The organism is Vibrio sp. N418 (assembly GCF_000222565.1).
GTDB classification, from domain to species: Bacteria; Pseudomonadota; Gammaproteobacteria; order Enterobacterales; family Vibrionaceae; genus Vibrio; species Vibrio scophthalmi.
Window position 1 is genome coordinate 21,307 of sequence record NZ_AFWD01000051.1, and the last position, 12,800, is coordinate 34,106.

The window sequence follows — 12,800 nt, forward strand, 5'->3', positions numbered from 1 at the left end:
ATTCATTGTATCGGACTAAAACAAAGGCCTAGCTTATAGAGCTAGGCCTTTTAAATCTAATGTTAACCATTAGTCTTTTAGAGACAATTTATGCGCTTTGTGGTGGCATAAACGCCGTAAGTTCTGGAGCAACACCCGTATATTTCTCAATACGAACTAACGAAGAGTTAGCCGCACAACCATTAGCAAGACGTGACGTTGGAATATCCAATGTTAGAACGTTACAACCACCGTTCTTACAGATCCCCGTTTTCTTATCTAAGTCTGGCCAACCACCTTCGTGGATACATACCGAACCTTGTTTAATACCGTCCGTCACTAATGCTCCCACCAATACTTGGCCACGGTCGTTAAACGCACGGACTAAGTCACCCGTTTGAATACCACGCGCTTTTGCATCTTCTGTATTAATCGAAATTGGCTCACGGTTTGCGATAGCGTAGTTTTCACGCAGTTTAGCGTAGTTAAATTGGCTATGCAGACGGTCTGCTGAGTGGGCAGTCATAAGCTGAAGCTCGCCCTCTTTCGCATTCCCATTGTACTCAACTGGCTCCATCCAAGTTGGGTGTGGAGGACAATCTTCTAACTTATATCCTTCAATAGTTTTAGAGAAGATTTCGATCTTACCACTTGGCGTGCCTAGCGGGTTCATCACTGGATCTTTTCGGAACTCTGCGTGACGTACAAACTCAGCCGCTTTTTTATTGAACTTCATTTCAATTAACTGGTTATCATCCCAGAACTTACCGAAGTTAGGCATGCGAATACGCGCAGAACGGCCCGCTTTTTGTGCTGAATCGTAAAAGCCTTTTAGCCAAGCCATTTCGTCTTTATCTTCAGTAAATACCGCTTTACCACCCGGATTCAATAATTCTGACATATCAGCAAACACATCAAAGTCACTACGTGCTTCACCTTGTGGCTCGACCACTTTCTTCATCGGAACTAAGTGCTGGTTACTGTAGTCACCAGTCATGGTTAAGTCATTGCGTTCAAAAGAGGTAGTTATCGGCAATACTATGTCAGCATGCTTCGCTGCGGCAGTCCAGTATGGCTCTGAGATAACAATCAATTCTGGTTTTTGCCATGCTTTGATCAAACGGTTGGTATCTTGGTGATGCGTAAAGTTTGCACCGCCCGCCCACCAAATCATCTTAATATCTGGGAAGGTCAATGTATGCCCGTTGTGATGGAATTGCTTGCCTGGATTCTCAAGCGCTTCCACGATACGTGCAACCGGGAAAGCATTCACCGAGCCTGACACTGCCCAGTCGTTACCTGCAGAAGAACCACCACCGATAGACGCAGATATTGCAGGAAGAATCGCAGCATCACGAGATGGGTTACCACCATTTGAATAATGGTAAGACAAACCAAAGCCACCACCAGGCAAACCGATTTGACCTAACATCGATGCAAGCGTTACTAACATCCAATGACGTTGTTCACCATATTGCTGACGCTGAATACCCCAGCCTGCCATGAGCATAGTGCGATTTTTGCTAAAGATATCAGCCAATAGTTCAATCTGTTTCGCAGGTACGCCAGTGATTGGCGCCGCCCACTCTGCCGATTTCTCTACACCATCTTCTTTACCCATTAGATAAGCTTCAAACACATCGTAACCGGTTGTGTATTTAGCCAAGAATTCTTTATCGTGTTTACCTTGTTTAACCAATGTATGCGCAATACCTAGCATCAAAGCAACATCAGTCATTGGGTGCGGAGCAATCCACTGTGCATTATCACCAAAGAACTCAATGGTTTCTGAACGCATTGGGTCGATAGCGATAACTGTCTTGCCTGATTTTTTCAATTGATGGAAGAATTCAAGGCCCGCACAGTCTGAAGAACTCCATGCGATTTTCAAGGTATTCATTGGGTTTAGGCCCCAAAGTACCACTACATCACTACTTTCTAGTACAACAGGATAGGTAGTTTGCTGTTCGTACACTTCGATTGAGCCCATTACGTGCGGCATGATAACTTGCGCAGCACCGGTTGAGTAATCACCTAAATGCCCTGAATAACCACCAGCCATACTCATGTAACGTTGAAGTAAAGTTTGCGCTTTGTGTAACACACCACTTGAACGCCAACCATATGAACCAGCAAAAATCGATTCTGCGCCGTAGGTTTGACGAATACGTTTATGTTGTGCATCAATCAGCTTGTACGCTTCATCCCAAGAAACACGTACAAACTCATCACTGCCACGCTCCCCTTGCGGCTGAGCAGGGTTAGCTAAGTAACCTTTACGCACCATAGGGTATTTAACACGGGCCTTAGTATAAACTTGGTCAGGACCCGTTGTTTGTAGACTGTTGTGTACGGTTTGCGCTAAGGCATTTTTAGTTTCCACTAATTTGCCATCTTTTACTTCACATAACATTGGGCCCATGCGGCCCGCAGTTAGCACACCAGAACCACGCTTATCAGAAGCGATCGCAGACATTGGTGTTACAGAGGTTATGGCCATCGCACCTGCGGTAGCACCTGTTCCTTTTAAAAAACTGCGACGTGTAATTTCAGTCATAGGATTGTCCTTGTTATTAGTGACCAGCCACATCTTTTGCGTGGTTCTGGAAGAATTTAGTCAGTATTTCTAAATCACTCGAAGAGATGTCCGTTCGATCGCCCATGCCTTTCGCCACTGGTCCCCAAGCGTTCACAGTGAAGTGATTCGCAGGTATCTTGGCGTGACAAGTCGCGCAGTAAACATTATCTAGTTCTTCGGCATAGTCCCAAATAGGGTTTTGTGAAGCTAAAACTGGCGCATCAATTTCGGCGACTAATGACGCACTGCGCCACTCATTACCATATTCATCTGCTTGATATTCACCGTGCTCTACGGCGGCTTGGCCTTGATCTGTTAAGCTAGCAATAATGGCCCGTTGCCCCTCCCCCATGTACATCACTTGCTCGGCACCTTTCATCTGGTAGCCTGCTAATTTCACTTGGCGCTTGGTACCTTCAGCAGAAAGCACTTCAAGGGCAACGGTAGGATTGATCGTACCTAGATCACCCATTTCGATATTTTGAATTGGGTAGATAACTTTCGCCGCAGCATCCGTTGCGGCCGTTTGCGCCATCAAATTATCAAACGCTTCACTATCCATTTCTGGCTCTGGAGCGAAGTGCGCCATCCCTTTGTGACAGTCGATACAGGTTTGGTTGTTTTCGATTCCGTATTGGTGCATTTTCACCGACTCTTCATTTTGAGCGTAGGTATCCATCGCTTCATAAGAGTGGCATGAACGACAAGTAGCAGAATCGTTTTCTCTCATTTGAGCCCAAACTGTTTCTGCCATCGCTAAACGATGCTGTTCATATTTATCTTCATCATCGATTTTCCCGGTTACGAATTCATGGTAAATATCTTTCGTCGCGCGAACTTTTGTTATTAGGTAATCGATAGGATCAGAAGGAATATGGCAGTCGGCACATTCAGCGCGAATGCCTCGTGAGTTAGAAAAGTGAACAGAACCCTGATACTCCTCATAAGGCAACTGCATTGAGTGACAAGATAGACAAAACTCTGTACTAGAGGTGTAATGCATCACAGCCGCAGTGCCACCTAAGGTTAGCCATCCGACAGCACACCCCGCAGCAACAAGCAGTGCAACATAGCGCTTTTTTAATGACATAAATTTCAATATACCCACATAAAATGTAATGATTTATCGCAAATCTACTACTTTATGAGTATAAAAAAACAACGGTCATCACAATTCAAATTTCCTATGTATAGGAACTCTCATAAATGAGATGCCAGCCTACTTTTGTAATTAGTCAGTAAGCGAAATCTCAATAGTTCGCTATCGCTCCACCGCAAGATTCATTGAGTTGTGTTCGTCAGGTTCTAGCAATAAATTGGATATATACTCAAGGCTTTGTCCTTGGCGATAGTTTTATGGAAAAGCACTGTATCCGGCATAATATCGAAATGTTAAGGAGAATATCAAAGGGTCTAAATCTCAACTAAGGCACTAAAACAAAATGCCTACCTTGGAGAGTCTCGAACCTAGATTAACACTTCTTCATTTTAGAACTCTGTTGTGGCAGACTAAGTCAAATTAACTCGTTAGGTTGTAAAAATGTCGTCTGATTACAATGGTTCGAGCGCTGCGTATGCTCGCCAAGAACAAGGTTACCGTGAAAAAGCGTTAAAACTTTACCCTTGGGTTTGTGGTAAATGTGCTCGTGAATTTGTCTACTCAAACTTACGTGAACTAACCGTTCACCATGTGGATCATGACCATACCAATAACCCTGAAGATGGCAGTAACTGGGAACTCTTGTGCCTATATTGCCATGACCATGAGCATTCGAAATACCTTGATCATGACCGTTACGGCGTCGAAGCAACTGCACGTCTTGATGACCATGTTGGCGCAACGCATAACCCATTTGCTGATCTCGCGAAATTGATGAAGAAGTCATAATCGACCGAGCTTCTTGCATAAAGCGTCATTCTTAATAAAAGCTTTCCCTATAAACGGGCAAGCTTTTTTATTATCCTATTTATAAGATAAAATATCTTATTATCAATCAATTAGATTGTTGTCAGTTGTTCAACCTTCCATCAAATTTTATGGCATTATGACCATTGCTGCACAAAGGTGCTCACACAACCCAATGGTTCCACCCAACAAAAGCTAGATAACGACTATGACGGAAATGAAGGAAATGACGGAACAACCGCAAAACATCGACGATCTTAATATCAGTGACAAATGGAAACGCCGCTTTAAGCTGTATGAAAAGCTCAATGCTGATACCCAAGGCCGCGACACCTATGTTAAAACCGACACGTTTAAACAATTTACGTGGCGCGAGAAATACAGCATAACCAGCAACCTTTGGGCATTCTTTGGTGGATTTATCTATTACTTCATCAAGGGAATGCATTACAAAGGCGCGATGATCCTGACCTTCACAATGTTGTGGGCGATGGCTTTAGGCTTGATTGATTTCTTTGTCGGAATTCAAATTCCCGATTCGACTTACTGGATTGGACCAGGGGCTCTTTGCTCGATGCTGGCGAGTTTAGATTATTATCGTAAAGTGCGGTGCAGTGAAATAATGTGGCGCTCTTGGCCAAGTTATTTCCACAAAAAAAGCAGCGTGATTACCTGCGCCATGGCATCGGTTGCCCTTAATTTTGGCTCTGTGGCTTTTATCTTGGATCACGAGTACTACACCGATGCAGTGGTTGATGCCAAAGAAGCGGTACAAGTGAAATGTGGGCTGAACCGCATCTACGCGCAGCCCTCAGAGGTAGAGTTCCTTGGCGAGCAAGGTCTGTGTGCGTTGCTAAACGAGTAAACAACTCATGGCAGTACCTTAATGTGCTACCTAGCCTAAACGTATAATACTCTGATACCTTTTAATTATTTACTTCTGTTCATGATTAATATCATCACTTAGGTCTATCAACTCACATACCACGGGCGTTGCAGGTAATGGTTATGCTAAAATAGCCCCATCAGCTATATAAATGACATCTCATTTGTTTACCTGACGGCAGTGAATTTGTCCTGCCCTGATTATCTAATGAGGTTATAAAAACATGAGCAAATTAAGTTCAGCTGAACGCAAAGCGCGTGATAACGAACGTTTTTCACAACGAGTGAGTGAACGTCGCGAAAAAGGTGAAGATATCGTTGCGTATGCGCTTACGAATAAAAAAGCGGTGAAGTTTTTGACTAAGTCAGAAAAGAAAGCACTGAATGAACGTAAAGCTGCTCTACAAGAAGAACTCAAACTCAAAGAGCAAGAAGAGCTAAAAAGAATTGAAGAATCGTTTATGGTAGATCCAAACGAAGACTAAATTTTTACCCTGCTCACTCCACAATGGTTTGGGCAGGGGTTAAATTACACACTAAAAAGCCCTTTATTTACCACCAAACGACGCGACTTCATCGTCGGTTAGGTAACGCCATTGCCCTTCGGCAACATCCAACTGAATCCTACCGATTTTCTCCCGATGCAAAGAGACGACGCGATTGCCCACCGCTGAAAACATCCGTTTCACTTGATGAAACTTACCTTCGGTAATGGTTAGCAACACCTCTTTTGGCTCAACAACTTCTAATTTGGCTGGTCGCGTCAGTTCCGTTTCACCTTGCAGGTGTATCCCTTGTTTAAAGCGATCTTCAACATCTTCCGCTATTGGGCGGGATAAACCCACACGATAAACTTTTTCGCACTCTTTGGTTGGAACCGTAATATTGTACGACCAACGACCATCATCAGTGATCAGTACCAAGCCGGTTGTATCGGCATCTAAACGCCCGACAATATGCAGTTCAGAAACATTCTCTACCTCAACATAATTAAATAACGACGGGTAAAGCTCATCAATATTTGAACAGATCGTGCAGGCCGGTTTATGCATCAAAATGTAGCGAAAAGAACGAGGAAGCAAACGCAGACCATTAAGCGTAACGATATTATTCTCATGTACCTGCATCGCTTCATTAAATGAGGTTTCACCGTTAACGCATACTTCCCCTTGGTGAATAGCTTGATGGGCTTGAAGTTTGGTCAGTTGAGTGCTTTTACAAATGAATTTATCAAGGCGCATAAGAAGTTTAATTGGTTAACAGGAGATGGCGAGCATTATCCCCACTCTCTATCAATTAGCAATAAAGCACTGCCCAGTTTCGTCTCAACAGTGCTGCAATGTAAACGATTTAAACCCGACTAATTTGGTATGTTGAATAATAAATATCAACCATGATTTTGTGCTCAGCACTGATTTGATTGAGTAAATTCACAACCACAGTAAATGTGTTTTTTACTCCAAACATTTCCGTCAGGGCCTTGTATCGACGTAGAGATGAGAACAAGACATGAGCTAACTGCTCGGAACTGACTGATAAACATAACTGACCTTGATGCACTTTGACTTCGTGCAATTCACTAAAACCAGTAAAATTTTCAGCGTGGTTATATTGAGAAAAATCCACACTCGTATTGACACCTATCTGTTGCATAAAACCCGATAGCTGTACTTCAAAATCATAAGCAACGACAAGCGCATTCTGGCGACAAACTCGTAATAGCTCCTGCACCAACAAGTCAGATTTTGCGTAGTATAGAGAGCCAGCAAACGTCACGATATCAATTGAATCGTTGTGTTGGGGAATCGACTCTCCGTCACCTAGTTTATAGCTTAGTGAAGCGCAAGACGTCGCCTGAGCGAGCATCGCTTCACTAGGATCAATACCAACAACCTGCTGACAATAATCACTCAGCGCTTGTGTCGACACCCCTGTCCCACAACCAATGTCGAGCCCGGTTGGAAATACAATATCTGATGGTAATACTTTCGCTAGGATCTGACGATGTATCGGCGGACGATAAGCGGCGTAGTGAGTTGAGACTTCGCTATTGTATTCTTCGCTCATGCTTTTATCCTAAAGGTAGGGTGATTGCGCAATCTAAAATTGTGATTGCGCATGTTGATGCTCAAATATCACTATGTCATTGATAAACTTACTTATTCATATACTCTCGAACTTGGTTTACATCATCAAACACACGATTTAGCTCGTAGAATCTTCTGCACCTGTCAAATTTATCATCGCTACGTGTACAGCTTATGCGCAGCTTCTCTTTCACTCTCGGAACCGACTGTTCATATTCTTGACGAGTGATCATATCTGGCATGAATTGACGCAAATCAACGCTGTCAAATCCTTCTCGCAAAGCCGGCGCAATGTAGTAATTCACTGCGACGTCTTCGTAAGCCAATGTATTGCGTTTTTGGCCCTCAGTAATCACATAATATCGATATTCCATGCGATCAAATTGGCTATGTTCATACGGTTGACGCAAACGAGTGACGCCGTCACGTTCACTGAAATACCACTTGCCAAACTGTAACGCTTTTATGTGATCCTGCGGAAAGACATCAAGTGACTTTTCAGGGTCTAGCCAAGAATAAGCCGTATCATTCTTTTCGTGCCCATTGTTTTGAGAACGACCCTCGCAAACAAGATAATCTTCATCTTGCGCTCGTTCAAAACAGTTGATAGGCAATCGTGTATTTCGTCCAATATACGTCATATCGGATAATTGGAATTCCAGCGTTACTTTTTCTTCATCGCCCCATAGCGGCGCATCTCTCTCATCATTGTTTAATATATAGACTCGCCAAAAAAGTCGATCATTGTTTACATCAACTAACATGCTGCCCGTTGAGCGAAAAAATTTACCTTTCGCAACGGGAACGCCTTCTAGAGTGGATGTATTTGCCAATTCAATTTTTTCACCCGTCGCAAGGTCATATTTAGCGATCATTCTATGAGGGTCTGATAGCTCCATATAGGTTTCATTGCGACTTGGCATAAAGTGACCACAGTATTTCGTCTTTATTTTCTCACGCGTTTTTAGGTCAAAAATAAAACAGTCACTATTATTACGTCTTAATTTCACATAACGACCATCATAGGAACGAACTATACTCGCATCTTCTAAACGGTAGGTATTCTTAGGAATTTCCAAGCCATAGACTAAAATACGAACGTCACTACCATCCATATTTGCAATGTAATAATTTTTATTAAAACCAAACATTTGTTGTGGCTCTGTATGGTTCGCATTCCAAGCCTCTAAGCTAGGGTTTTCTGGAATTGTCATATTGATATCCCAAATAACCTGGCCAGCACGATCGGTAAATTCCTGATATTTCACAATATCATCAACTTGCTGCTCTCGCGTCGTAGGCGTTTCCTTACCGTAGTTTGCTAGCAAATACGCCAAGCCACCCACCGAGATAAGCGCGACCAATATAACTACTATAATTTTTTTCATTTTTATTTTCTCAATATCAACGACTGTGCTCGACTATGCTTATTCTTCAGCAAGAGACAGACCGGCCTGCTTCAACGACGCAAGATAATCCTTAAACTGACGCTGATAAGATTCTTCATAATCCGCCCGCGTTGGAATTGCTGGGAAGAATGACGCTAAATTCGTACTGTTTATTTTTTCTAATGAAGATTGAGAAATAAATATTGAAGCAGAGAGGTCATTTGGCACAATCACATCTTCTCTCTCTGTATTGTAAAAACTGTAATGGTAGACAACCTTGTCAAACCAACCACTCTCTTCAGGTTGTTTATTACGGACAACTTTCAACGGACGAGATGGTTTACCACTCTCCCACACTTTGTTTTTAGTGATCCATTGAAAGTCATTATAGTCATAGCTTAATGGATCCGTACTTATATGGTTGCCTGCTCGTTTTCCCAAACCACATAAAACAAATTTATTAACTTCATTTTTTACCTCGTCACCATCGTCATACTTGCAGTCACCCTCAATACGACGCTCATCTATACTGGCATCTGAAAGTCGATATGTCGTGTAATAGTAATAATTTCCTTGCTCAGCAATCCAATAGAAACGGTCATTCGTCTCATCAACAATCACGCCTCTATTACGTTTTTTTGGCGAACTCGTGATGCCTTTAATTTCCACTCTCTCGGGTAGCATTGGCGTTTTTTCTAAGCTTTGTAAATTTAACTTATAAGGCAAATTATTGATTGCAACATAAGCACTAATCCCATCCACTGAGAAGCTATAAACACCACTTAACTCCTCAATGGCAAGCTTGTCTCCTGTCTTTAAATCATACAAGGAGCGATTCTGGGAAAAGTACTGTCCTGTTGGGGATCGAAGCACACCATCAGAATTGTAAAAGCGCGGGATTTCTTCGTTAATTGGCAATTTGCGAACATCACTACCATTCAAGTTCATAATGTAGAATGCCGACAAAGGCTGGTAGTAAAACATCAATTGTGGCTGCTCATGTTGAGCGTCCCACTTTTCCAGTGGATGCTCACCCGACATATCAACATAGAGTTCCCAATCCATCGGATTTTTGGTCATTCTCGTTTCAGTCGATTCACCTTTAAATTTTGGAAAGGATCTTTCTCTAACCATCTGGTCAATCTGCTGTTGCTCATCCAGTGGGATGTTATTCTCTTCATCGTTTGACCACGAGTAGCTGGAAAAAAGCGTAGAAACTACGACTAAACCTAACGTAAACCGCTTCATTTCTGTTTCGTACCTTTAAATTAAAATGCTTTAAGTAAATCTGAATTGTATCGGCTGATATCCAGCTCAACATTGTACTGCTCAAGCCATTGATCAAGCTGAGATTGCGCTTCATTAAGGCTGCCCATGGTGATGGTATTGTCATCGAGTTGCCATAATTGGCGAGAGCCTGCATAACTAAACTGCAGTGCGAGCATCGCATCTTGATTGCCCGCTTTTGCCGCCGCGAGCAGCTTTCTATTCTTGCGATAAATAAGATTTAACGCCTGCTTAAGGTCCCACACATAAGCCACTTCGCGCATTTTTGGCTGTGTTTTAAGTTTGAGTAAAACCACCACCAGCCCTATTGCGCTCAGTACGACACCGAGTAGATTCCAATGAAAGTGCGACCCTTCTGGAGAGGGAAACAGGTAGATTAAACTCTGGGATATGGCAAGGCTCGATATCGTCAAACTGGCAATGCAAGCAACGATGACGATATTTAAACGTGAACGGTATAGTTGCTTATCGATAGTCTGTAATTGCATGAGTAATCCGTTGTGCATGGCCTGTCTAAAATCCTACCGACAGCCTTTAATAAGGCGATAATTATACACCTTTCAGTCAGTTACATAAGTGGTAGTTTTAAAGTTGCCTCCCTTTAACTGTAAACTCAAGCATTCAACAACCATTGAGTAACCGTCACATCACTAGATACATAGCGCCATTTAGCAAGTACACTGCTGCCATCAGAACTCGTTTTAAATTGCTATGTCAAATCACGCTCATACCTCTATCGATATCCCGTTTAATTGTCGCCATATTTGTTGGTTTTGTGGTGAGCCTTCATCTCGAAGCCTGCTCTTTCCGCGTCATGCGAGCAAAAAATCTCAACACACCGCGCTCAGTGTACCAGCCTGTAGCGAATGTGATTCAATCAAATATCCCAGCAAGGTCGATTCCATTTGGGTGCTGCGTGCTTATCTAAAACAAGCCTTGATCACCAAATACACCAAGCACCTCGCCATTGGTGAAAACTGGACAGAACAAGAGCTGCTTGAGAGTAATTTTTCCGGAGCTATTTTGGGTGGGTTTGGCCAAAGTGCATGGCAGATGTATGAGATTGCCAAACAGCGTATAGCATTTGAAGGCTGGCCGCTCAGTATTGACGACCTACCTTTCTATACGCTCGATGACACCAGTGGTTTTGAATTCAATGGTACACGTTATTCATCGCTCAATGCCTGTATCGATTTTTTTGTCGATGCAACTGGCATCGATAAAGATCTACTGACTGAACTGGTGGATATCGTAATGACGAAACAATTTGCTTATGCGCTAAAAATCGCCAAATTGAATAAGCGTATTTCACCAGCTCGTCGTCACCAGATCATCGAAGAAATAGGCCTACAAGAAGCAGAAAAGCGCGAGGCGGAATTTGAGCGATTAACTCAAAGCACCATCAATGATGCGATCGAAGCAGTTGAGGTTGCCGGCACTCTTGCACCTATCTTCGCGATTCAGTGGGCGATGGAAAAAGGTGCTGACACACTTGCTGACTTGTGCACGTTAGAAGATGAATATTTTGACGAATTTGAACACCTAGGCGGCGCGGCGGCGTTTGCTTCTTATAACGGGTTACAGCTCTATTTGAACGCGCGAGAAGATGCCGATTGGATAGAGGCTAACGATCCAAATAAGGATTTATGGCGCTAGAAAACTGCCAAGATCGCCCACTTGCGTCAAAAAAAGGGCAAGCCATGATGTGACTTGCCCATTTATTGATTTTACCTAGTGACTAGCCACGGCGTGAGGCCAAAATCTCTTCAATGTTCGATGATTCGCGGTACAGACTCAGTGCCGCTTCTTGCGATTCAATCGCAATAATCGACATGCGGTCCGCCAATTCATTGCCTTCAATGCCCACGTGGCCATTAACATGATAAATCGTCATCTTAGACTTGATCTGCTTATACAACGCGTACATTTTCTGGATCAATTCAAGGTTTTTGATTTCTCCTCCCTGCTTCACCCAGCCTTTTTTCTCCCAACCGGCCGCCCATTGCGTAATACACTGAATCGAATACATTGAATCGCAGTAAATCGCGACGCTCAGCCCTTGCTCACTTTTCTGCTGAGCGATCAAAAAGGCTTGGTATAAACCATTCAATTCAGCCGTATTGTTGGTGCCCATTCCTTGATAAAGGCCATACCACAACTCAGACAGTTGGTTATCTTGGTAAATTGCTAAACCCGTACCCGCCTCGCCCGGATTCGGCTCACACGCGCCATCGGTAAAGATTTTGATATCGAACAGCATCTCTGTGATTTGTTGCTGGCTAAGCGGTGCTGCTTTAGGCTTTTTCGCCACTTTAGAAGCCGTAGATTTAAACCCTTTGCCGGTAGAACGACTGGTACGCGCGCTCGCTTTGCCACCAAACGCTGCTTCCGCCTCCGCTAACGTAGGAAACGATTTAAATCTTGCACCAGCGAACTTATCAACCTGCGCTTGGCATTGTGCCCACGTAGTAAAAATGCCAGTTTCACGCCCTTTCCAGACAACGTAATATTTTGTAGCCAATGTCTTAATCTCTTATGCGTTATCACTAAATGAAACATTCTCGTTGGACAATACAGGTCACGAAGAGAATTGCAAATCATCATGAACTAAAGCTTTTCTTTAGAGTAAACAGTCACCGCTTCTAAATCCTCATATTACCCATTTATCAAATGAGGCTTCGCACACAGAA

12 protein-coding genes are annotated in these 12,800 nt (G+C 43.1%); 4 read left to right on the forward strand and 8 right to left on the reverse strand.

Annotated features, from left to right (window positions below):
• Positions 1–88: 88 nt before the first annotated feature.
• The gene (locus tag RH86_RS10145) at positions 89–2,536 is read right to left on the reverse strand and encodes a molybdopterin guanine dinucleotide-containing S/N-oxide reductase (RefSeq protein WP_009386096.1); all 2,448 of its coding nucleotides are present in this window, start codon (positions 2,534–2,536) and stop codon (positions 89–91) included.
• Positions 2,537–2,552: 16 nt separating this feature from the next.
• Complete coding sequence (locus tag RH86_RS10150; protein WP_009386097.1) at positions 2,553–3,647, reverse strand: NapC/NirT family cytochrome c; 1,095 nt, start codon at positions 3,645–3,647, stop codon at positions 2,553–2,555.
• Between the two features lie 450 nt (positions 3,648–4,097).
• Here RH86_RS10150 and RH86_RS10155 point away from each other — a divergent pair, with 450 nt between their 5' ends.
• The 3 genes from RH86_RS10155 (at position 4,098) to RH86_RS10165 (ending at position 5,833) form a co-directional block, all read left to right on the forward strand.
• Positions 4,098–4,445, forward strand: coding sequence for a YajD family HNH nuclease (locus RH86_RS10155; RefSeq protein ID WP_009386098.1), 348 nt, complete (start codon positions 4,098–4,100; stop codon positions 4,443–4,445).
• Between the two features lie 226 nt (positions 4,446–4,671).
• Entirely contained in the window at positions 4,672–5,328 is a 657-nt protein-coding gene (locus tag RH86_RS10160) for a DUF2628 domain-containing protein (protein ID WP_223296339.1), read from the forward strand.
• Positions 5,329–5,572: 244 nt separating this feature from the next.
• Positions 5,573–5,833, forward strand: coding sequence for a hypothetical protein (locus tag RH86_RS10165; RefSeq protein WP_005594887.1), 261 nt, complete (start codon positions 5,573–5,575; stop codon positions 5,831–5,833).
• A 63-nt stretch (positions 5,834–5,896) separates the two neighbouring features.
• Here RH86_RS10165 and RH86_RS10170 read toward each other — a convergent pair whose 3' ends face one another.
• The 5 genes from RH86_RS10170 to RH86_RS10190 all read right to left on the reverse strand — a co-directional run bounded on the left by RH86_RS10170 (position 5,897) and on the right by RH86_RS10190 (position 10,598).
• Positions 5,897–6,589: a pseudouridine synthase gene (locus RH86_RS10170; RefSeq protein ID WP_009386100.1), complete on the reverse strand. Its 693-nt coding sequence runs from the start codon at positions 6,587–6,589 to the stop codon at positions 5,897–5,899.
• Between the two features lie 109 nt (positions 6,590–6,698).
• Entirely contained in the window at positions 6,699–7,415 is a 717-nt protein-coding gene (locus RH86_RS10175) for a class I SAM-dependent methyltransferase (RefSeq protein WP_009386101.1), read from the reverse strand.
• A gap of 88 nt (positions 7,416–7,503) precedes the next feature.
• A complete protein-coding gene (locus RH86_RS10180) occupies positions 7,504–8,823 on the reverse strand; it encodes a hypothetical protein (protein WP_009386102.1) in 1,320 nt (439 codons plus the stop codon).
• Positions 8,824–8,862: 39 nt separating this feature from the next.
• Positions 8,863–10,071, reverse strand: a complete 1,209-nt coding sequence (locus RH86_RS10185) for a hypothetical protein (RefSeq protein WP_009386103.1) — start codon at positions 10,069–10,071, stop codon at positions 8,863–8,865.
• 20 nt (positions 10,072–10,091) lie between these two features.
• Complete coding sequence (locus RH86_RS10190; RefSeq protein ID WP_038219557.1) at positions 10,092–10,598, reverse strand: DUF3087 domain-containing protein; 507 nt, start codon at positions 10,596–10,598, stop codon at positions 10,092–10,094.
• 223 nt (positions 10,599–10,821) lie between these two features.
• On the opposite strand from RH86_RS10190, the gene RH86_RS10195 reads away from it, so the two are divergent.
• Positions 10,822–11,766, forward strand: a complete 945-nt coding sequence (locus RH86_RS10195) for a hypothetical protein (protein ID WP_009386105.1) — start codon at positions 10,822–10,824, stop codon at positions 11,764–11,766.
• Between the two features lie 82 nt (positions 11,767–11,848).
• Here the strand turns inward: RH86_RS10195 and RH86_RS10200 are convergent, their stop codons facing one another.
• Positions 11,849–12,631, reverse strand: coding sequence for a ribonuclease H family protein (locus RH86_RS10200; RefSeq protein WP_009386106.1), 783 nt, complete (start codon positions 12,629–12,631; stop codon positions 11,849–11,851).
• Between the last annotated feature and the right edge of the window lie 169 nt (positions 12,632–12,800).